This is a genomic window from Micromonospora sp. ABR4_055 (genome assembly GCF_056160425.1).
Genome location: NZ_JBSWXD010000113.1, coordinates 1 through 22,366 on the forward strand (window position 1 = coordinate 1; position 22,366 = coordinate 22,366).

Consider the following 22,366-nt stretch of genomic DNA (forward strand, 5'->3'; position numbering starts at 1 on the left):
TCGTGGGCGGGGAGGTGTGTACAAGAGGCAGCCGCTGTGCTGCTGCCCGCTCCGCTGGGCTGCCGCCCGTCAACGGCGGACGAGGGTCCGGCGTTCCCGCCGGCCGGCGACCGGCATCGCCTGGATCGTGGTCGTCGCGGCGGCTGCGGCGTTCCTCGGCTGGGTCAGCGCCGAACCACTGTGGCTGGCCGTCGGCCGGGGCGTCAACGGCACCGCGACGGTCACCGACTGCACCGGCGACGGGTACGGCCGACGGTGCCTCGGCGAGTTCGCCGCGCAGACCGGCTTCACTGTCGACCGGGTGCGGCTGTTCGGCGTACCGCCGGTTGACCAGGCCACCGGCGCCGAGCTGACCGCCCGGATGTTGCACCGTGAACGGGACACCGCGTACGTCGTGGCCGACCTGGTCGTGCTGCACCTGCGGTGGTCGGTCGGCTGGGGGCTGACCGTGCTGCTCGGCGTACTGCTGGTCTGGGGCAGCGGTGCCCGCCGGCTGGCCACCGCGACGGCCCGTCGGGTTGCCACCGTCGCCGCGTTGCTGGCGCCGGTCCTGCTGGCCGCCGGGTTCCTGGCCACCGTCTGGACCGGCTGACATCGACCGACCGGAGCAGGCATCGACCACCCGTAGCGCAGCGCATCGACGACCCGAAATATATTCTTCGGCGGGGAGGTCCCGCGACGTCGGGCGGCGGCCTACGATCACGGGGTGATCTCGGCGGCAGCTTCGGACGCGGCAAGCGGTGAACCAGCGGTGACGGCGACAGCGGACCGGCCGGTCCGTCCGCCGGACGCCGGTCCGGCGGGGGCCCACCCGGTCGGCCCCGACGGCTCCGCCGGGTCGTCGACGCCGACCGGCGGGGTCGGGCTGCCGGCCGTGGTCCGCCGCAGGCTGGCACCGCTGGACAACTGGCTGGAGCCGTGGTCCTGGCTGGCCACCGCCGTGGTGGTGACGATCGCCGGCGTACTGCGGCTGGTCAACCTGAGCCACCCGCCGGGCCTGATCTTCGACGAGCTCTACTACGCCAACGAGGCCAACGAGCTGCGTCAGTACGGCTTCGAGTGGGACGAGACCAACAACACCCCGGCGTACGTGGTGCATCCGCCGCTCGGCAAGTGGATCATCTCGCTGGGCGTCCGCTGGTTCGACTTCACCGAGTTCGGTTGGCGAATCTCGGCGGCGGTCGCCGGCATCCTGATGGTGCTGATCATCACCCGGACGGCCCGGCGGTTGTTCCACTCCACCGTCCTCGGCTGCGTAGCCGGGCTGCTGCTCGCCCTGGACGGCTTCCATCTGGTGCTGTCCCGGACCGCCCTGCTCGACATCTTCCTCGCGTTCTTCGTGCTCGCCGCCTTCGCCGCGCTGGTAGTCGACCGGGACTGGAGCCGGCGACGGTGGCTGCGGGCGGTCGACGACGGGCTCGATCCGACTCTGCCGGGCCGCGCCGGCCGACCGCCGTTCGCCGTACCGTGGTGGCGGCTGATCGCGGCGCTACTGCTCGGCTGCGGTCTCGCCGTCAAGTGGAGCGCACTGTGGTTCATCCCGGTGTTCGGCCTGCTGGTGATCTGGTGGGAGGCCGGTGCCCGCCGGTCCGCCGGGGTCCGCCGGCCGTGGCTGGACGCGGCGCTCGGCGAGATCGGTTGGCTGGTCCTCGGCGGGGTGCTGATCCTCGGCACCTACCTCGCCAGCTGGTCGGGCTGGCTGGCGACCGACGGCGGCTACCTGCGGCACTACCGGGCGGACAACGGCATGTCCGAGGCACCGTTCATCGGCGCCCTGCTGAACCTCTGGCATTACCACACCCAGGCGTACGGCTTCCACAGCACGTTGGAGACGGAACACCGCTACCAGTCGTGGCCGTGGCAGTGGCTGCTGCTGGGCCGCCCGGTCGCCTTCCACTGGACCGACCAGACCGCCTGCGGAGCACCTAGCTGCGCCGAGGAAGTGCTGCTGCTGGGCACTCCGCTGCTGTGGTGGTCGTTCCTGCCGGCCCTGGCGGCGCTGGTCTGGCTCGGTATCGCCCGGCGGGACTGGCGGGCGGGGGCGATCCTCGCCGGGGTGGCCGCCGGGCTGCTGCCGTGGTTCTACTACGCCACCGAGGGCCGGACGATGTTCTCCTTCTACACCGCGCCAGCGCTGCCGTTCCTGGTCCTCGCGGTGACCTATGTGCTCGGTGCGATCGTCACACCGTCCGGCGGGACGGCGGTCGCCGACCCGGCCGGCAACGACCGGCGGCTGGTCGGCGCGGTGATCGCCGGCACCTACGTCCTGCTGGTCGCCGTCTGCTTCGCGTATTTCTACCCGATCTTCGTCGGTGAGCCGCTGCCGTACGAGGACTGGTCGGCGCGGATGTGGCTCGGCGGGCGCTGGATCTGACCATCGCGGCCGGCCCGCTACCGGCCCGCTGCCCGTCCGGTGGTCCACGGCCGCCGGACGGGTGCCGTCAGCCGATCGTGGACTCACCTGGCCCGTATCTCCACTGTGATCAGCAGCGTCGGCTGCGACAGCAGGTGGGCGAGGGTGCCGGAGAGCGTTGGAAGACAGAGAAGCGCGCCCCGATCGCCTGCCACGGGGGAAGCGGGCGATAGGGGCGCGCTTGAAAAGCTTAACCAGGTGAACCCCTGCCGCACAACGGGCCAGACAAGGCCAGTTTGCCGTTCAGCACGGAACGGAACAACCACCAAAAGCGACATCAACTGTCATAGTCAGCGAAAGCGGCGGCGGAGGCTGCGTCTGTTCTGCCCCGGCGCGCTGCGGTCGATCCGGCGAAGCGCCAGCTCCGAGTCACGGCGACGCTGATCAGCCAGATCGCTGAAGGTCAGCACCAGGCCGCGTACCCCCGGCACCAGCCGCAGATCCCTGCACCGCACCTCGAGCAGCACATGGCTGCCGTCCGGCCGGCGCAGCACCCACTGGTCGCCCACCGCCGACCCGTCGTGCCGGTCGCCGGCCGCGCCGAGGGTCCGGGACACCTGCTCCTGGTCGGCGGGGTGCACCAGGTCCCGCCAGTCGGCGAGGACCGCCGGCTCGACCCCGAACAGCCGGCTGCACGGCGGACTCGCGTACCGGATCCGGTCGTCAGCTCCGACGATCACCACCGCGTCGCCGACGGTGCCCGCGACCAGATTGAGATACCGGTCCCGGTCCCGCCGGGCGGCGTCCTCGGTCGCGGCGATCCGGTGCAGGGCCAGCGCCGCCTGAGCGGCGACCACCTCGATCGCGTCCCGGCTGGCGGCCAGCACCCCGGCAGCCGCCCCGACCAGCAGCGCGGTACCGGTCCCGCCGGACGAGGCCGGCACGGCCAGGCCGGCCACCAGGGCGGCCGGTGCCGGGGCGAGCCGGTCGGCCAGATCGGGATGCAACAGCCGGATCGGCATGATCCGGGTACGCCGCCGCGCCGCGTCCACCGGCAACGGGTCGTCGACGACGACCTGGGGCTGCCATTCGGCCACCGACTCCGGGTCGGGCGGCCCGCCGCCGGCCCCCGCCACCGGGCGGCGCACGGCGAACAGGACCTGGTGATCGGTCCCGGCCGGCAGCAGCTCACCGACCGACCGGCGGACCATCTCGGCCACCTGCGCGATCGTGGTGGCCGACAGCAGCCGCGTCCCGGCTTTGCGCAGCGACCGTTCCCGGTGCACCGCGGCCCGGTGCCCGGTCACCGAATCGACCACCCGGGTCACCGCGAGCATCGTGGTGAGACCGGCCGCCGCAGCGGTCACCAACCCGTCGGGCAGCTCGGCCGGCGCTCCGGCGAACGCCTGGATCACCAGCAGGAACGGCACGGTCAGACAGGTGATCGTCAACAGACCTACCCGCATCGCGGCGACGTCGTCCGGGCCCGGGTCGGACCGGGTGGCCAGCCGAGCCATGTTCGGGTGCAGGGCGGCGACCCCCCAGCTGACGTAGAACACGTACCAGCCGAGTTCGGCCGGATGCCCCGGCTGCCAGCCGGCGTTGAGTTCGGCGGCCGCGTACCAGACGTCGGCGGTCAGCATGCCGGCCGCGCCGACCGCCAGCCCGATCACCGTCGGATCCCGCCAGGCGGCGGCCGCCAGGCGCAGCATCACCACGACGACCAGCACCCCACCGAGACCGTGCACGGCCAGCAGCGCCTTCTCCACCGCCGGCAGATTCACATCGGTCACCGCCGGGCCGACCACCAGGGTCCAGGTGACCAGGCCGGTCACCACGACCAGCACCAGGGTGTCCAGCAGAGCGGACCGGTCCCGCAACGACACCGTGGTCCGGGTCAGGCTGAGCACCCCGGCCGCAAGCAGGCCGAAGGTCGCCAGGTAGGCGGCGTCGGCGATCAGCGACAGAACCTCGCCGACGGCACCCGCCGTACGCCGCGACAACTCGTAGTGGACGTCGCCGACCGCCAGCGCCCCGGCGCCGCCGGCCAGCAGCAGCCAGGGAAGCCGGCGGGGCGGCCGGTGCCGGTGAATTCCCCAACCGACCGCGGCCACGCTGACCACGCCGATCGCCCCCCACCAGACGGCGGCGGCAGCCGGGGCCCCGAAGACCGCCGCGCCAAGAACAGCCTGCACCGCGAGGTAACCGGTCAGGACACGCCGTGGCACCGGGACTCCTCCAACAAGATCGGCCGGCCGCCCGGACCGCGGACCGCGCCGACCCCCGGCTACAGCATGAGGGCCGGCGCGGGCCGGCACAACATCGGCTCGGGCAGCAGTACGCGGAACACGGCACCACCGCCCGGCCGGTCGTACAGCTCGATCCGGCCGGCGTGACCGTCCACGATCGCCGCGACGATCGCCAGCCCGAGGCCGGAGCCGCCACCTCGCGCCCGGGTACGGCTGGGATCCACCCGGTACAGCCGCTCGAAGACCCGCCCGGCATGCGCCGCCGGCACGCCGGGACCGGTGTCGGTCACCTCGATCACCGCAAGCGGCGCGTCCGCCGGCAGGTCCCGCCCGACCGCCGCGAGCGGCCGGTCCGACGGGGCACCGCCAGCGCCGGCCGGCAGATACCCCACCCGTACGGTGATCTCGGCCGCCGGCGGGGTGTGCTGCAGCGCGTTCGCCACCAGGTTGGCGGCCACCTGGCGCAGCGCCGGCTCGTCCCCCGGCACCGAGACCGGCTGCAGTTCGGGTGCGACCGGCTCCAGGTCGGGTGCGGTGGAGCCGACCGGTCCGGCCGGTGCCATCCGGACCCGACGGTCCGGAGCCCGGGCGGACGCGTCGCGGATCGTGTCGGCGGTGACCGCGAGCAGATCCACCGGTCGACGCACCGGCTGCCGACGCTGGTCCAGCCGGGCCAGCAGCAGCAGGTCCTCCACCAGCAGCCCCATCCGGGCCGCCTCCGCCTCGATCCGGCGCATCGCCTCGTCGAGTTCCGGGCCGGGCGTCGCCCCGCCCCGCCGGTACAGTTCGGCGAATCCCCGGATCGAGGTGAGCGGGGTGCGCAGTTCGTGCGACGCGTCCGCGACGAACTGCCGGAGTCGCTGCTCCGAGGCGGTCCGGGCGGCGACCTCGGCCCCGATCCGGTCCAGCATCGAGTTCAACGCGCCGCCGAGCCGGCCGACCTCGGTGTGCGGGTCGGCGTCGAGGACCCGCCGGGCCAGGTTGCCGCCGGTGATCTCGGCGGCGATGCGTTCCATCCGGGTCAGCGGGCGCAGCCCGAGCCGGACCGTCGCGGCGGCGACCAGACCGAGCAGCACCAGGATCAGCAGCACCACCACGGCGTCGATCATGAGCAGCGTGTCGGCGGTCGCGTCGACCTGGCGCAGCGAGACGCCGACCACAGCGAGCCCGCCGTCGGCGCGCGGCACCGCGAGCACCCGCCAGGATCCGTCACCATCGACGGCGGGCACCGTGTAGGAACGCCGGGCAGCGGCCCGCTCGACCAGCGCCGGATAGTCGTCCAACGCGGGCAGGGCGGCATCCGGGTCGGAGGAGAACTGCTGGGTGAGGGTCCCGTCGGCGGCGTACAGCAGGACCGACTGGGCCGGTTGCAGGGAGGCGCCGGGGAAGGGTCGGGGTCGGGGACCGTCCTGGTCGAGGGTGGGCGGCGCGGACCCGGCGTACGGTCGGCTCATCAGCCGCAACTGCTCGTCGAGCCGGTCGGTCAGGCTCTGCCGCAGCAGGACCAGACCGGCCGTGTTGGCCAGCAGCAGGGCGACGGCGGTGAGGACCGCGGTGGCCAGCACCAGCCGGGACCGCAGCGTCCAGTGCGACCACCGCCGTACGGTGATCGGGGAACGGAACCGTTTCAGGTGCCGCATCAGACACCGCCCGACCGGGGCAGTCGCAGCGTGTAGCCGACCCCCCGGACGGTGTGGATCAGCGCCGGCTGGTGCTGGTCGATCTTCTTGCGCAGGTAGTAGACGTACGACTCGACGATCCGGCCGTCGCCGTCGAAGTCGTAGCTCCACACCCGGTCCAGGATCTGGCTCTTGCTGACCACCCGGCCGGCGTTGACCAGCAGATACCGCAGCAGGTTGAACTCGGTCGGCGACAGATCGACGCGCTGGCCGGCCCGGCGTACCTCGTGGGCGTCCTCGTCGAGCTCCAGATCGGCGTAGCGCAGCACCCGGTCGGTCGGCTCGGGCTCGTCGACGACGCCGCTGCGCCGCAGGATCGCCCGGATCCGCAACACCACCTCCTCCAGGCTGAACGGCTTGGCGACGTAGTCGTCGGCTCCGACGGTCAGCCCGGCGATCCGGTCCTGCACCGCGTCCCGCGCGGTCAGGAACAGCACGGGTACGTGCCGGCGGCCGCCCCGGCGCATCGTCCGGGCCACCTCGAAGCCGTCCAGATCCGGCATCATCACGTCGAGGACCACCAGATCCGGCTCGAACTCCTCGATCGCCACCAGGGCGGCGCGGCCGCCGTCCACCGCTCGGACGTCGAACCGGATCAGCCGCAACGTGGCGGCGAGCAGGGCGCAGATGTTCGGCTCGTCGTCGACGACCAGGATCCGGGGAGCCCGGTCCGGTCCGGCGTCGGCTACCTGGCCGATCTCGGCGGGTGAGGTCATCCGCCATGCATACCGGCGCAGTCTCGGAGCCGGCTGGGAGCCGGCTGTGGGGTGGCCGGGCAAGCACAGGCACCAACGGACGCGCTTCGGTCATCGGCCGTTCGCCTCAACTTCACATCCCGTTCCGAGGTTGTTTTGATCTGCGCGGTGTTTCCTCACCTTCGCACCGAATCCGCCCTACCTGAAGGTGAGGACCTGCCCATGCGACCCGAATCGGCACCGCCGACGACGACCGGACCAGGACCGGACGACCGGGCCGGCCACGGTACGGACGACCGGGCCGGTCACGCGCTGCGGGGCGTCACCCGGCTGCACGCGTTCAACCGGTACGAGATCAAGTACCTGGTCGACAACGCGGCGGTACCGGCACTGCGTGACCAACTCGCCCGCCGACTCGACCGGGACAGCCATGCCGGGACCACCGGGTACGGGGTGTGGAGCCTCTACTACGACACCGACGACCTGCGGTTCTACTGGGAAAAGATCGAAGGGCTGCGGTTCCGCCGCAAACTGCGGATCCGGCACTACGGCGACCGGACCGGCATCGACGACGACACCACCGTCCACGTCGAGATCAAGCAGCGGGTCAACCGGGTCACCCAGAAACGGCGGATCGCGCTGCCGTACCGACTGGCCCGTCAACTGTGCGACGGCCGCGCCATGATCGACCACACCGAGCCGCAGCGGGGCTTCGTGCAGGAGGTCCTCGGCCTGGTCAGCGGCCTGGACCTGCGCCCGGTGGCGATCACCGGCTACCACCGGCAGGCGTTCGTCGGCACCGGTGCCGATCTCGGCCTGCGGGTCACCCTGGACACCCGGGTCCGGGGTCGGGACCGTGATCTGCACCTGGGCGTCGACGCCGAAAATCGGTTCATCGTCCCGCCGTGGCGTTCGATCATGGAGGTGAAGGCGAACGAACGGGTCCCGTACTGGTTGACCGACCTCGCTGCGCAGGCCGACCTGTCGGTCGTGCGGGTCAGCAAGTACTGCCAGTGTGTCGAGGCGTTCGGGCGGGCCCCGCGGTCGGTGTTCCATCTGCCGGCCGACGCGCCACCACCGCCTCCGGACCGGCCGGCCGGCGAACTGCTGGCCGTCGGCGCGAGCGGCGGGCGGGCCTGACATGGACATCACCTTCCAGGACCTGTCCAGCACGTTCAGCCTCGGCGACATCGCCGCGTCGCTGGCGCTGTCCTTCGTGCTCAGCGCAGTCATCGGCTGGGTCTACCGGGCCACCCACCGCAACGTGTCGTACAGCCAGTCGTACGTTCAGACACTGATCATCCTCGGGATGCTGATCTCGTTGATCATGCTGGTCGTCGGCTCCAACATCGCCCGGGCCTTCGCCCTGGTCGGCGCGCTGTCCGTGGTCCGGTTCCGCAACGCGATCAAGGAGACCCGCGACGTCGGCTTCATCTTCCTGGTGATGGGCGTCGGCATGGCCTGCGGCACCCGGTTCTACCTGCTCGCGGTGATCGCCACGGTCGCGATCTGCCTGATCATCGGGGTGATGTACCGCTTCAACTGGTTCGCGCTCAACGTGCAACGCCAGGTGGTGAAGGTGCAGGTGCCACCGGACCGCGACCACACGCACGCCGTACAGGACGTGCTGCTGCGGCTGACCACCGAGTTCGAGCTGGTCAGCATCGAATCGATCCGGGGCGGAGCGCTGACCGAGCTGATGTACACGGTCAGGTTGAGCAAGGGCACCGAGCCGGGCGAACTGATCGCGGCGTTGAGCGGGCTGACCGGCGGCCAGCGGGTCACGGTGCTCACCGGCTACGACCAGACGGACCTGTGATGAGCGGTACACCGTCCACCCCGAATCCACCGGCCGTGCCGCCGGCCGCTGCGCCGAAGCACCGGTTACGGCACCGGATCCCGCTGCGCATCCGGCACAACTACCGGCTGCTGGCCAGCTGCGCCGTATTCCTGCTGGTGGTCACGGTCGTGCTGGGCAGCACCCGGATCCGGCCGTACGTCACCAGCGCGGCCGACGCCGCGACCGACCTGGTGACGGTCGACATCGCCGGCACCATTGACCTGTTCGACCCAACGGTGGCCCACGAGATCTCGCTGGTCTTCGCCGACGCCGACTACCAACGGATGCTCGACGCCTACTTCGACGACGGCGAGAAGGAGTACCTCGAGGCGGACCTGGTGGTCGACTCGACCACGATCCCGAGCGTGGGAATCCGGCTCAAAGGCAACTCCACCCTGTCCGGTCTGACCCGCGACGGTGAGACCGTGCAACGCGGCGGGGCCGCCCCCGACGGCGGACAGTCCGGTGCAGGGCAGCGACCCGACGGTGGGCAGGGACAGCAGCAGGGCGCAGGCGGGCCGGGCGGCGGTATGGGCCGGGCCGGGCTGGCCGCCGAGGAACCGGAGAACCTGCCCTGGCTGATCAGCTTCGACACGTTTGTCGAGGGACGGCGCTACCAGGGACTACAGGAGATCGCAGTGCGGGTCGGCGGAATGGGTGGCGGTAGCGCCGTGGCCAACGAGGCCCTCGCCCTGTCGTTGCTCGATACCGCCGGGATGGCCACCCAGCGGTACGCGTACAGCGCGTTCACGGTCAACGACCGGCCCACCACCGCCCGCCTCGTGGTGGAACACCCCGACGAGCACTACGCCGCCGGGCTGGGTGACAGTGGCGTGCTCTACAAGTCGTTGGCCGGCGGTTCGTTCACCTACCAGGGCGAGGATCCGGTCGAGTACCAGGATGACTTCAAGCAGATCAACCTCACCGGAAGCCAGGACCTGCAGCCGGTGATCAACCTGATCCGCTGGGTGTCCGAGGCGTCCGACGACGAATTCGACGACGAGCTGGCCGATCACGTCGACGTCGAGTCGTTCGCCCGCTACGTCGCCGCCCAGAACCTGCTGCTCAACTTCGACGACATGGCCGGTCCCGGCCGCAACTACTACCTTTGGTACGACCTGGCCACCCGGAAGTTCACGGTGGTCAGCTGGGACCACAATTTGACGTTCAGTGGCGACGCCACCCTCGGGCCGCAGGACGCGGTGACCATGGGCGGTGGCCGGTTCGGTGGTGGCGACGGCGGTGCCACGCCGCAGAACGGCACGGCACCACAGGACAGGTTCGCGCCACCCGACGGATTCCAGCCACCCGACGGATTCCAGCCACCCGACAGGGCCGGCTCCGGGGCGGCGCCGCAGGGCGGCGGTCCCGGCCGGTCGGCCGGGCACCCGCTCAAGGAACGGTTCCTGGCCAGCGACGCGTTCACCGAAGTGTACGAGGCCGCGTACCGCGATCTCTATCAGCGGATGTTCGCCAGCGGCGCGGCGACGGCCGCGCTGGACGGCCTGGCCGCCGTCCTGGCAACCGTCGACGGTCAGGACGGCTCGGCGGTCGCGACCGAGCTGGAACAGCTGCGGACCACGGTCGAGCAACGGACGGAAAGCCTGCGCGATCAGGTGTGAGCGGCGCCTGGCGGCCGTAGAGTCGGTGACCGTAGGCGACCAGTCGACCCGTCGCCCGCTGGAAGGAGCTCCGTCGATGGCCAAGCCGCCGATGCCGCAACACCTGGTCGAAATGCTGGGCCGGCCGAACCCGTCGGTGATGGGTACGGTGAGCCCGAGCGGCACGCCGGTGACCGTCGCCACCTGGTACCTGTGGGACGACGGCCGGGTGCTGCTCAACCTGGACGCCGGGCGCAAGCGGCTGGAGCATCTGCGGGCCGACCCACGGGTGTCGCTGACCGTGCTGGACGGCGACTCCTGGTACCGGCATGTCAGTCTGCACGGCAGGGTGACCATCGAGCCGGACCCCGAGCTGGCCGGGATCGACCGACTCGCCCGGCACTACACCGGTGACCGCTACCCGAACCGGGAGCGCCCCCGGGTGTCCGCCTGGCTGACCGTGGAGTCCTACCACGCCTGGGGCTTCGACCGCTGAACCTCCGCTCCCAGCGGACCGCCCACCGGTGCACGGGTCACGGCCCGTTCAGGCCGGTCGCGGCCGGGCAAATAGAATGGCCCGGAATCAACCGCCGCCGGCCGGTACCCGACGTACCGGCCGTCACCGACCTTGGGAGCAATTCGTGCTGACGATGCAGGACGCGCTGGCCCGCCTCGCGGCGTACTGGGCCGAGCAGGGTTGCCTGACGGTCCAGCCGATGAACACCGAGGTCGGCGCCGGCACGCTGAACCCGGCCACGTTCCTGCGGGTGCTCGGTCCCGAGCCGTGGCGGGTCGCCTACGTAGAGCCGTCGGTGCGTCCGGACGACGCCCGGTACGGCGAGAACCCGAACCGGATCCAGACCCACACCCAGTTCCAGGTGATCCTCAAGCCGGAGCCGGGCGACGCGCAGGAGCTCTACCTCGGCAGCCTGGCCGCGCTCGGCATCGACGTGGCCGCGCACGACGTCCGGTTCGTCGAGGACAACTGGGCCTCACCGGCGCTCGGCGCCTGGGGTCTGGGCTGGGAGGTCTGGCTGGACGGGCTGGAGATCACCCAGTTCACCTACTTCCAGCAGGCCGGTGGGATCAACCTCGAGGTGCCGTCGGTGGAGATCACCTACGGCATCGAGCGGATCATGATGGCGTTGCAGGGGGTCCGTCACTTCAAGGAGATCGCGTACGCGCCGGGCATCTCCTACGGCGAGATCTTCGGCCCCGGCGAGTACGAGATGTCCCGCTACTACCTCGACGACGCCGACGTCGCCACCAACCGGCAGCTGCTCGACCTGTACGCAGCCGAGGCGCAGCGGATGATCGACGCCGGGCTGCCGGTCCCGGCGCACAGCTTCGTCCTCAAGTGCTCGCAGGCGTTCAACGTGCTGGACGCGCGGGGCGCGGTCTCCACCGCCGAGCGGGCCACCGAGTTCGCCCGGATGCGCCGGCTGGCCGGCGAGGTGGCGCAGCTGTGGGTGCGCCGCCGCGACGAGCTGGGCCACCCACTCGGCGTGGTGCCACCGGCGCCAGCCGGGCAGGCCGACGCAGCGGCCGCGCAGCCCGGTGAGTCGGCCCCGGCCCGGCAGCTGGTGTTCGAGATCGGCACCGAGGAGATGCCGCCATCGGAGGTCCGCTCGGCCCGCCAGCAGGTCGCCAAGCTGGTCGCCGACCGGTTGGCCGCGACCAGGCTGATGCACGGCGACGTCCGGGTGCTGGCCACCCCACGCCGGCTGGTCGCCGTCGTCGACGCGGTCGCCGCCCGCGAGCCCGACCACACCCGCACGGTACGCGGCCCGAAGGTCGCCGCCGGGTTCCGCCCGGACGGCACACCCACCCCGGCTGCGGCGGGCTTCGCCCGTTCCCAGGGGGTCGAGGTGACCGACCTGGCCCGGGTGGAGATCGGCGGCGTACCGCATCTGGCGATGCTGCGCGACGAGCCCGGCCGCACCGCGACGGAGGTCCTCACCGAGGTGCTCGCCGGGGTGGTCACCGGCCTGCGCTCGGCGAAGAACATGCGCTGGCGGGATCCGCAGCTGGCGTTCACCCGTCCGGTCCGGTGGCTGCTGGCGCTCTGGGGTGACCTGGTGGTGCCGGTCGAGGTGTCCACGCTGGCCGCCGGCCGGACCACCCGGGTGCACCGGACCGCCGCGACGTCGACCGTCGAGGTGGCCGACGCGGAGAGCTACCTGGCGACGGTCCGTGACGCCGGCATCGTGGTGGACCCGGAGGAACGCCGGGCGATCGTCACCGCCGCCGCCGGTGAGCTGGCCGCTGGCGTCGGCGGCCGGGTCGACCTGGCCGCCGAGGCTGGTCTGCTGACCCAGGTGGTGGACCTGATCGAACAGCCGACGCCGCTGCTCGGCGGGTTCGAGGAACGCTACCTGGAGCTACCTGAGTCGGTGCTGGCCACGGTGATGCGCAAGCATCAGCGGTACCTGCCGGTGCGGGGCGCGGACGGTGCCCTGTTGCCGCACTTCGTGGCGGTCGCCAACGGCGCGATCGACGTCGATCTGGTACGGGCCGGCAACGAGGCGGTGCTGCGGGCCCGGTACGAGGACGCGGCGTTCTTCTACCGCGCCGACCGGGCCACCCCGCTGGCCGAGCTGCGGTCCCGACTGAGCCGGTTGACCTTCACCGACAAGCTGGGGTCGATGGCGGACCGGGCTGACCGGATCGCCGGGCTGGCCGGTGACCTGGCCGAGATGATCGCGCTGTCCGATGCGGACCGGGCGACCTTGGACCGCGCGGCCGAGCTGGTCAAGTTCGACCTCGGTTCGCAGATGGTCACCGAGATGACCAGTCTCGCCGGGGTGATGGCCCGTGACTACGCCGGGCACGCCGGAGAGCCGGCGGCGGTCGCGCAGGCGGTGTTCGAGGCCGAGTTGCCGCGCAGCACCGGTGACCAGTTGCCGCAGTCGCTGCCGGGGGCGCTGCTGTCGCTGGCCGACCGGCTGGATCTGGTGACCGGCCTGGCTGCCACGGTCGGCATGCCGACCGGCAGCAGCGACCCGTTCGCGATCCGGCGGGCGGTGCTGGGGCTGTTGGCGGTGCACCGGAGTCAGCCAGGGCTGGCCGGGATTTCGCTGGCCACCGGGCTCGGGGGTGGCGCCCGGCGGGAACCGGTGCAGGTTTACGACACCATGCTGGGCGAGATCGTCGAGTTCCTGACCCGCCGGGTGGAGCAGTTGCTGACCGAGGAGGGCCAGCCGGTGGACCGGGTCCGCGCGGTACTGGCGCACGCCGACCGGCCGCAACTGGTTGACCGGCTGCTGGCCCAGCTGGACCGGCTGCTGGCCGACGAGCAGTTCCGGGCGCTCGCCGAGGCGTTGCAGCGGGCCCGGCGAATCGTCCCGGCTGACGTGCCCGCCGAGTACGACCCGGCGCTACTCACCGAGCCGGCCGAGGTACGGCTGCACGAGGTGGTCAAGCAGGTGCGGGCCGACCTGGACCACAGCGCGGACCTCGACCGGTTCACTGGAATCGCCGGGCAGCTGACCGCGCCGGTGAACGCCTTCTTCGACGACGTCTTCGTGATGGCCGAGGATCCTCAGCTGCGTCAGGCCCGGCTGGGTCTGCTCGCCACGGTCGCGACGCTCGCCGCCAACCTGCTGGACTGGCCGCAGCTGCGGATGTGACCCCGAAGAAGCAGTTCGGCCACGCGTGGTGGCGGGGCGATTCGGCCACGCGGCGGGGTCCGCCGGCCGTGCTACCGTCTGTCAGTCCACACTCGGTGTCGACAAGGAAGGCGGGGGCCGGCCATCACGTCTCCGGGAGCCTGCGACACGCACCTGTCCGCCGGTGCCGCCACAGCCGCGCCGCACGGTTGGGTGGACGGGCCTGCCGGGCCGGTCCGCAACGTACCGAATCTCATCACCACGGTCCGGACCGTGGTCGCCGTCGGCTTGGCCGTGCTGGCCGTCGTCGGCGACAGCACGGTACTCACCGGCGTCGCGATCGGCTGCTACTGGATCGGTGACATGGCGGACGGTCTGGCCGCCCGGCTGCTGCGGCAGGAGACCCGGTTCGGTGCCGTCTACGACATCGTCTGCGACCGGGTCTGCTGCCTGGCGGTCGCCGCCGCGCTGATCCCGCTGCTGCCGTCGATGGGCGTTCCGCTGGTCATCTTCGTCGTGCAGTTCGTCGTGGTGGATCTGGTGCTGAGCCTGAGTTTCCTGCGGTGGCCACTGCTGAGCCCGAACTACTTCCATCTTGTGCACACCCAGGTGTACCGGTTCAACTGGTCGCCGGTGGCGAAGGCGTTGAACACCGGCGGCCTGGTGCTGCTGGTGGTGCTGGCACCGTCGCCGGTGCTTCCGGTGGCGTTCACCTTGGCGATCGCCGCGGTGAAGCTCGCTTCGCTCGTCGTGGTGGCCCGGATCCCGCTCGCTGTCGACCTTCCGGGTCTGCGCGCCGTCTCCTCGTGATCGCGGTTCTGCTGGCCACCGTCGCGGTTGGTGCCCTGTCGGCGGTGTCGCCGGTGACTCCGATCGAGCCGTACCTCATCGCATTGACCGCCACCACGTCCTCCCCGCCGGTGGCGCTGGGTGTCGCCGCAGCGCTCGGCCAGACCGTCGCCAAGCTCGCCATGTTCCTGGCGTCGCGGGGGGTGATCCAGTCGCCGTGGCTGCGCCGGTGGCTGGCCAAGCGGACCGCGCCGAAGGCGGCGGCCACGGCCAGCGCGGTAGCGGCCGACGGCACGACGCCGACGGACACGACGGCGACAAACCCGACGCCGACGGACGACACGGCGACGGACACGCCGCCGACGGACGGCAGGCCACGGGCCGGATGGTTGCGCCGGATCGGTCCGGCGATCGGCGACCGGCTGCCGCAGGGGCTGCGCAGCAGGTTGTCCGGCTGGGCGGGCTGGGTGGCCAGGGAGCACCGCCGACTGTACGAGCCGGCGTTCGTCATACCGACCCTGTTCGCGAGCAGCGTGATCGGCGTGCCTCCGCTGCTGGTCACGACGGTGGTGGCCGGTGGCACCCGGATGCCGGCCAGCGTGTTCGCAGTGGTCTGCTTCATCGGCAGATCAATCCGATTCGTCGCGCTTGCGATGGTTCCCAGCTGGTTCAGCGGCTGAGCGTTTATCAAACCGTTACACGCATAGCCCTTGCCGGAAACAAAGCCGGCAGTCCCTAATTTTGTCCAACGGCTTAACAAAAGCTCGGTGACCGCGTCGTGGCAGCGCGTTCACCGGGCCAGACGGGACGACCCTCGGCGGGTCGGCCCACCCGACAGTGTGTTCACCAGGACTAGGAGACCACGTGTCCCGAACCCGCCGACGCCACCTTCGACGTGGCCCGCTAACCGCTGCGATACTTTCGCTCTCCATGTTGTCTACTGCCCTGCTCGGCGCCCCTGCCGCGCAGGCCGCACCGGGCAACCCGGGCAACCCGGTCGATCCGGGCCCCGCCGTGCAGGCCAGCCCGGGCGATTTCGAGGCGGCCGCCGACGAGCCGTACTCCGTGCTCGTCTTCTCCAAGACCGCCGGCTTCCGGCACGGCTCCATCCCGGCTGGCATCGCCGCGATCGAGCAGCTCGGTGCCGACAACGGCTTCACCGTCGACACCACCGAGGACGGCGCCGAATTCACCGACGCCAACCTGGCCAACTACCGGGCGGTCATCTGGCTGTCCACCACCGGCGACGTCCTCGACACCGCCCAGCAGGCCGCCTTCGAGCGCTACATCCAGGCCGGTGGCGGGTACGTCGGGATCCACGCCGCCTCCGACACCGAGTACAGCTGGCCCTGGTACGGCGAACTGGTCGGCGCCTACTTCTCCGGCCACCCGGCCAACCAGAACGCCGTAGTCAAGGTCGAGGACCCGGCCCACCCGTCCACCGACGGACTGCCCGCCGAATGGACCCGCTACGACGAGTGGTACAACTTCCAGACCAACCCGCGCGGCGACGTGCACGTACTGGCCAGCCTGGACGAGACCAGCTACACCCCAGGTGCCGGCGCGATGGGTGCCGACCACCCGATCGCCTGGTGCAGCGACTACGACGGCGGCCGGGCCTGGTACACCGGCGGCGGCCACACCAACGAGTCGTTCGCCGAGCCGGAGTTCCTCGACCACCTGCTCGGCGGCATCCAGTCCGCCGCCGGGGTCGTCGACTCCGACTGCGGCGCCTCGCTGACCGAGAGCTTCGAGAAGATCACCCTGGACAACAACACCAGCAACCCGATGGAGCTGGACATCGCCCCGGACGGACGGGTCTTCTACATCGAGCGTGACGGCCGGGTACAGATCGTCAAGCCGGACACCGGCAACACGGTCACCGCGATCGACCTCGACGTGTTCACCGGCAACGAGGACGGCCTGATCGGCATCCGGCTCGACCCGGACTTCGCCGACAACGGCTGGGTGTACCTCTACTACGCCCCCAACGACGGCGTGGCCCGCAACCTGCTGTCCCGGTTCACCGTGGTCGGCGACAGCATCGACCCGGCCAGCGAGGAGGCCGTACTGCAGGTCGACACCCAGCGCAACACCTGCTGCCACGCCGGCGGCACCATGACCTTCGACAGCCAGGGCAACCTCTACCTGGCGACCGGGGACAACACCAACCCGTTCGAGTCGAGCGCCTACACCCCGATCGACGAGCGGGCCGGGCGGCAGGACTACGACGCGCAGCGTACCTCCGGTAACACCAACGACCTGCGCGGCAAGGTGATCCGGATCCACCCGGAGGACGACGGGACGTACACCATCCCGGAGGGCAACCTGTTCGCACCGGGCACCGCGCAGACCCGCCCGGAGATCTACGCGATGGGCTTCCGCAACCCGTTCCGGATCGGCGTGGACCTGGCCACCGACACGCTCTACGTGGCGGACTACGGCCCGGACGCCAACTCGGACAACCCCAACCGGGGCCCCCGGGGCCTGGTCGAGTGGAACATCGTCGACACCCCCGGCAACTACGGCTGGCCGTACTGCACCGGGACGAACGAGGCGTACAACGACTACCAGTTCCCGTCCGGCCCCAGCGGCGCGAAGTTCGACTGCTCGGCGCCGGTGAACGACTCCCCCAACAACACCGGACTTACCGAGTTGCCACCGGCGATCCCCGCCACCGTGGACTACGGCTACAGCGGTGACCCGCGCTACCCCGAAATCGGTGGCGGCGGTGCGCCGATGGGCGGGCCGGTCTACCGCTACGACACCGAGCTGGCCTCGGACCGCAAGTGGCCGGCGTACTACGACGGCAAGGCGCTGCTGGGCGAGTGGAACCAGTCGAAGATGTACACCATGCAGGTGTCCGCTGACGGCACCGAGCTGGTGGACATCAACCAGTTGCTGACCGGGATGAGCTTCGTCCGCCCGATGGACTTCGAGTTCGGCCCCGACGGCGCCCTGTACCTGATCGAGTGGGGCAGCGGCTTCGGCGGCAACAACGACGACTCGGGGGTCTACCGGATCGACTACGTCGCCGGTAGCCGGGCACCGATCGCGCAGGCCAGCGCCACCCCGACCTCCGGCCAGGCACCGTTGACCGTGGAGTTCTCCAGCGCGGGCTCGCGCGACCCGGACGGCGGCACGCTGGCCTACGCCTGGGCCTTCGGCGACGGCGGGACCTCCACCGAGGCCAACCCGACCCACACCTACACCGAGGCCGGCAACTACACCGCGCAGCTGACCGTGACCAACCCCAACGAGCGTACGGCCGTTGCCAACGTACCGGTGACGGTCGGTAACACCGCACCGACGGTGACCATCGACTTCCCGCCGGCCGGCGGCTTCTTCGACTGGGGCGACCAGGTTGAGTACACGATCACCGTGACCGACCCGGAGGACGGCGAAATCGACTGTGACCGGGTGGAGCTGCAGGTGCTGCTCGGCCACGACGAGCACGCCCACCCGTTGGAGCAGCACACTGGCTGCTCCGGCACGGTGCAGACCCAGCTCGCCGCCGGCCACGGCGCCGAGGCGAACGTCTTCGGCGTGTTCGAGGCCACCTACACCGACGACGGCGGGGTCGGCGGTGCCGCGCCACTGACCGGCCGGGCGATCGAACTGCTGCAGCCCAAGCGCAAGCAGGCCGAGTACTTCAGCTCGACCGGACGGGTGGACGGCGCCACCGGCGGCGGCGACCCGGGCGTCCGGACCGAAACCACCGGCGACCCGGCCGGTGGCGGCGAGAACATCGGCTTCATCGAGGACGGCGACTGGTGGTCGGTCGACCCGGCCAACCTGACCAACGTCGACTCGATCGGGTTCCGGGTCGCATCGGCGACGGCCGGCGGCCGGATCGAGGTCCGCGCCGACGCCGTCGACGGTCCGGTGGTCGCCTCCGCTGACATCGCGGGTACCGGCGGCTGGCAGACCTGGACCGACGTGACCGCGCCGGTCACCGGCGGCGCCGACGCGGCGGTGCTGTACTTCGTCGCCCGGGACCCGGGCGGTGGCGCGAACTCGCTGTTCAACGTCAACTGGATGGACTTCCTCGGCCGAGGCGTCACCGAGAACGCGCCGCCGCAGGTCAGCGTCACCGCGACGCCGACGTCCGGCACCGCGCCGCTCACCGTGGCGTTCGACGGCACGGCCACCGATGCCGAGGGCGACACCCCGTTGACGTACGCCTGGGACTTCGGTGACGGCGGCACCGCCGACACCCTGGACGCCAGCCACACGTACACCGCACCGGGCACCTTCGTCGCCACCCTGGTGGTGACCGACGCCCGGGGCGCGACGGCATCGGCGTACGTGTCGGTGCGGGTCGAGGCACCGAACACGTCCTGCTTCGGAGCACGGTCGGACGACTTCCTCGGCGACGGGCTGGACCGCGACCGGTGGACGGTGGTCCGGGAGAGCCAGGTGTACTCGGTGGCCGACGGCACGCTCCTGCTGCCGACCGGCGTCGGTGACCTGTACGGCGGCCGCAACGACGCCACCAACCTGGTCCTGCAGCCCGCGCCGGACGGCGCCTGGCAGGCCACCACCAAGGTGACGTTGCCGGTTACCACCAATTACCAGCAGGCTGGTCTGCTGGTCTACGGCGACGACGACAACTACGCCAAGCTGGACCTGCTGTACAGCGGCAGCCGCCGGGTGGAGTTCATCCGGGAGACCGGCGGCACCCCGCGCAACGAGGGTGCCGACGCCACCGACGCGCCCGCAGGTGACACCATTTACCTGCGGGTGACCAGCGACGGGACGAACCTGACGGCGGCCATGTCGGCCGACGGACAGACCTTCGCCCCGGTCGGCCGGTCGGCGGCACTGACTGGCATCGGGAACCCGCAGATCGGCGTGTTCGCGCTCAACGGTGGGACCGAGGCTCCGGTGGTCGACGCCGCCTTCGACTGGTTCCAGGTGACGCCGGATGAGCCGGCCGGTCCGGTCGAGCCGTCCGACGAGTTCGACGGGAGCGCGCTGGACGCGTGCCGCTGGGACGCCATCGTCCGGGAGGACGCGGCGGCCTACCGGGTCGCCGACGGGTCGCTGCACATCGACGTGTCGAACGGTGACATCTACGGTGCGGGCAACTCCGGGCCGACGAACTTCATCCTGCAGACCGCGCCGGACGGCGACTGGACCGTGCAGACGAAGGTCGACGGCAGCCTGCTGGACGAGCAGTACCAGCAGGCCGGGCTGCTGGTGTACGCCGATGACGACAACTATCTCAAGTTGGACTTCATCGCCGACAACACCGTCGGCAGCCCGGTCAGTCGGCGCATCGAGTACCGCAGCGAGATCGGTGCGGCGGTGCAGAACCCGCAGCCGCAGGTCAGCGAGCTGACCTCGGCGGTGTGGCACCTGCGGCTGGCCCGCGTCGGTGACACCTACACCGCCGCGTACTCGGCCGACGGCACCGACTGGACGCAGTTCGAGTCGCTCACCAACGCGGCTGTCGGGGCTAACCCGAAGGTCGGGCTGTTCAGCCTCGGCGCCAACCAGACGGAGTCGAAGACCGTGTCGTTCGACTACTTCCGGTTGACCACGGAGGTTTCGGAGGAGGACACCACGGCGCCGGTGACCGAGGCCGAGGTCAGCGGGACCGGCGAGCCGGCTGGACCGGTCGAGGGCTGGTACCCCGGACCGGTCGCGGTCACCCTGACCGCCACCGACGAAGACGGTGGCAGCGGGGTGGCGGGTACCGAGTACTCGCTCGACGACGAGACCGGGTGGACGGCGTACACCGAGCCGGTAGCGGTGAGTGGGGACGGCAGCCACGAGCTGCGGTTCCGGTCCACCGACGCCGCCGGCAACGTGGAGCAGACCCGGTCCGTCACCTTCCAGATCGACGCCACGGCACCGGTCAGCTCGGCGGAGTTCGCCCCGGCGAACGACAACGGCTGGCACGACGGCACCATCCCGGTGGTGCTCTCCTCGACCGACGACGGTTCCGGGGTCGAGCTGCTGGAGTGGTCGCTCGACGGCGGTGACTGGACGCCGTACGACGAGCCGGTCGAGGTGACCGGCGACGGTGACCACGAGCTGCTCTACCGGGCCACCGACCTCGCCGGCAACGTCGAGGCGCTGAAGTCGGCCGTGGTGAAGATCGACGGCAGCAAGCCGACCCTGCTGATCTCCGGGCTGGCCGACGGCCAGCTGTACGGCGACAGCCAGGACGTACGGGTGTCGTGGCAGGCGGTCGACCCGACCTCCGGCATCGACACCGTCGTCGGCACGCTGGACGGGCAGCCGTACGCGAACGACACCCTCCAGGTGATGTACGACCTGCCGCTCGGCCTGCACGAGCTGACCGTGACCGCGACCGACAAGGCGGGCAACGACACCACCTCGACGGTTCGGTTCTTCGTCACCACCTCGTTCCGGGACATGCAGAACCTGATCGACAGGTTCAAGTCGACCGGACGGTTGTCCAAGAAGGCGGACCGCAAGCTGTCCAACAAGCTGGACGCGGTCCGGCTGTCGGAGGCGGCCGGCAAGGACAAGCGGGCGATCCAGCAGCTGACCGCGTTCAAGGCCCTCGCCGCCGACCCGGATCTGGTCACCGACGCCGACGTGCGGGACACCCTGATCCGTGACGCCGACGCCATGATCGAACGGCTCGGTGGCACGGCGAGCGCGGCCGGGGTGAAGGCGAACGGCGGAAAGCCGGTCACCGGTGCCGGTCGGCTGGCGGAGGACCCCACCCGGATCGACCCCGACCAGCAACTCTGATCCGCGGTGGGGGGGGGGGGAGCACACAAGAGGGAGGGCCAAAAAAGGGAGTTGTGGGTGCGTTTGTTCCCCTCGTTGTCGGGGTGGTGTGGTGGGGCCACCGTCCTATCGACAGGTCACCGACCCGTCGACGAGACAGGAAGGAAGACACCATGCGTCGTACGCGTGGATCGGCCGCCGTTCTGTTCGGCCTGTTGCTGGCGGTGCTGCCGGCGGCCGGTCCCGCGCAGGCGCACAACGGCAAACTCGATCTGGAGGTGGCCGGCGACGGTGCCACCGGGGTGACCGTGCAGGCCTTCCATGACGATGGGCACCGGCTCGACCTTCCGGTCCGGCTGGTGCTGACCGCCACCGCTGACGGGGGGCGGTCGGTCGGCCCGTTGCAGCTCGAACCGGCCGGTGAAGGGCAGGGATTCTATGCCAGTGGCCCGGTGCTCAGCCCGGGTGACTGGCAGGTGACGGTGAGCGCTCCGGCGCCGTACGACAGCACGGCGACGGTCGATGTACAGGCGGTGGAGGGTCAGGCGCCGCCGGTCGCCGATCTGGCCGCCGCAGCGGCCGAGGACGAATCTGGCGGTACGGCCGGAGCCGGTTGGTGGCGTTGGGCATGGCCGATCGGCCTCGCCGCGCTGGCGTTGGCCGCCTTGGCGGTGGCCGCGCGCCGGCCACGGTCCAGACAGCCCTGATCACGACGGGGCCAGGGCACGGACAGGGGGGGGGGGGGGGGGGGGGGGGGGGGGGGGGGGGGGGGGGGGGGGGGGGGGGGGGGGGGGGGGGGGGGGGGGGATTTGGCGAGCGCCCCCCCACCCCACAAAAGAAA

At 71.1% G+C, this 22,366-nt stretch carries 13 protein-coding genes and 1 pseudogene; 11 read left to right on the forward strand and 3 right to left on the reverse strand.

What is annotated here, in order from left to right; translation table 11 throughout:
• Both ACXAHD_RS22725 and ACXAHD_RS22730 read left to right on the forward strand, forming a co-directional pair.
• A pseudogene (locus ACXAHD_RS22725) lies at positions 1–592 on the forward strand (hypothetical protein); the annotation flags it as partial.
• 114 nt (positions 593–706) lie between these two features.
• A complete protein-coding gene (locus ACXAHD_RS22730) occupies positions 707–2,374 on the forward strand; it encodes a dolichyl-phosphate-mannose--protein mannosyltransferase (protein ID WP_475053018.1) in 1,668 nt (555 codons plus the stop codon).
• 329 nt (positions 2,375–2,703) lie between these two features.
• On the opposite strand, the gene ACXAHD_RS22735 is transcribed toward ACXAHD_RS22730, so the two are convergent.
• Genes ACXAHD_RS22735 through ACXAHD_RS22745 form a run of 3 tightly spaced genes read right to left on the reverse strand, consistent with a single transcriptional unit; the run spans position 2,704 to position 6,997 of the window.
• Positions 2,704–4,581, reverse strand: coding sequence for a PAS domain-containing protein (locus ACXAHD_RS22735; protein WP_289212119.1), 1,878 nt, complete (start codon positions 4,579–4,581; stop codon positions 2,704–2,706).
• A gap of 59 nt (positions 4,582–4,640) precedes the next feature.
• Positions 4,641–6,245: a sensor histidine kinase gene (locus ACXAHD_RS22740; RefSeq protein ID WP_475053032.1), complete on the reverse strand. Its 1,605-nt coding sequence runs from the start codon at positions 6,243–6,245 to the stop codon at positions 4,641–4,643.
• Complete coding sequence (locus tag ACXAHD_RS22745) at positions 6,242–6,997, reverse strand: response regulator transcription factor (RefSeq protein WP_281553139.1); 756 nt, start codon at positions 6,995–6,997, stop codon at positions 6,242–6,244. The genes ACXAHD_RS22740 and ACXAHD_RS22745 overlap by 4 nt, the downstream gene beginning before the upstream one ends.
• Positions 6,998–7,198: 201 nt before the next feature.
• Between ACXAHD_RS22745 and ACXAHD_RS22750 the strand changes: the two genes are divergently transcribed.
• From ACXAHD_RS22750 to ACXAHD_RS22790, 9 genes are all read left to right on the forward strand, one after another.
• Positions 7,199–8,116, forward strand: a complete 918-nt coding sequence (locus tag ACXAHD_RS22750) for a polyphosphate polymerase domain-containing protein (RefSeq protein ID WP_281553138.1) — start codon at positions 7,199–7,201, stop codon at positions 8,114–8,116.
• 1 nt (position 8,117) lies between these two features.
• Positions 8,118–8,795, forward strand: a complete 678-nt coding sequence (locus ACXAHD_RS22755) for a DUF4956 domain-containing protein (protein ID WP_281553137.1) — start codon at positions 8,118–8,120, stop codon at positions 8,793–8,795.
• Positions 8,795–10,438 carry a CotH kinase family protein gene (locus tag ACXAHD_RS22760; RefSeq protein ID WP_475053022.1) on the forward strand — a complete coding sequence of 548 codons (1,644 nt, stop codon included), beginning with the start codon at positions 8,795–8,797 and terminating at the stop codon, positions 10,436–10,438. The genes ACXAHD_RS22755 and ACXAHD_RS22760 overlap by 1 nt, the downstream gene beginning before the upstream one ends.
• A 76-nt stretch (positions 10,439–10,514) precedes the next feature.
• Positions 10,515–10,913 (forward strand): PPOX class F420-dependent oxidoreductase, encoded by a 399-nt coding sequence (locus ACXAHD_RS22765; RefSeq protein ID WP_282232281.1) that lies wholly within the window; start codon positions 10,515–10,517, stop codon positions 10,911–10,913.
• A 154-nt stretch (positions 10,914–11,067) separates the two neighbouring features.
• Positions 11,068–14,046 carry a glycine--tRNA ligase gene (locus tag ACXAHD_RS22770; protein WP_475053035.1) on the forward strand — a complete coding sequence of 993 codons (2,979 nt, stop codon included), beginning with the start codon at positions 11,068–11,070 and terminating at the stop codon, positions 14,044–14,046.
• Positions 14,047–14,238: 192 nt separating this feature from the next.
• A complete protein-coding gene (locus ACXAHD_RS22775) occupies positions 14,239–14,835 on the forward strand; it encodes a CDP-alcohol phosphatidyltransferase family protein (RefSeq protein WP_475053026.1) in 597 nt (198 codons plus the stop codon).
• A complete protein-coding gene (locus ACXAHD_RS22780; RefSeq protein ID WP_281553133.1) occupies positions 14,832–15,494 on the forward strand; it encodes a hypothetical protein in 663 nt (220 codons plus the stop codon). Before ACXAHD_RS22775 ends, ACXAHD_RS22780 begins: the two co-directional genes overlap by 4 nt.
• 250 nt (positions 15,495–15,744) lie before the next feature.
• The gene (locus ACXAHD_RS22785; protein WP_475053028.1) at positions 15,745–21,546 is read left to right on the forward strand and encodes a ThuA domain-containing protein; all 5,802 of its coding nucleotides are present in this window, start codon (positions 15,745–15,747) and stop codon (positions 21,544–21,546) included.
• A gap of 152 nt (positions 21,547–21,698) precedes the next feature.
• A complete protein-coding gene (locus ACXAHD_RS22790) occupies positions 21,699–22,232 on the forward strand; it encodes a hypothetical protein (protein ID WP_281553131.1) in 534 nt (177 codons plus the stop codon).
• Positions 22,233–22,366: the final 134 nt, after the last annotated feature.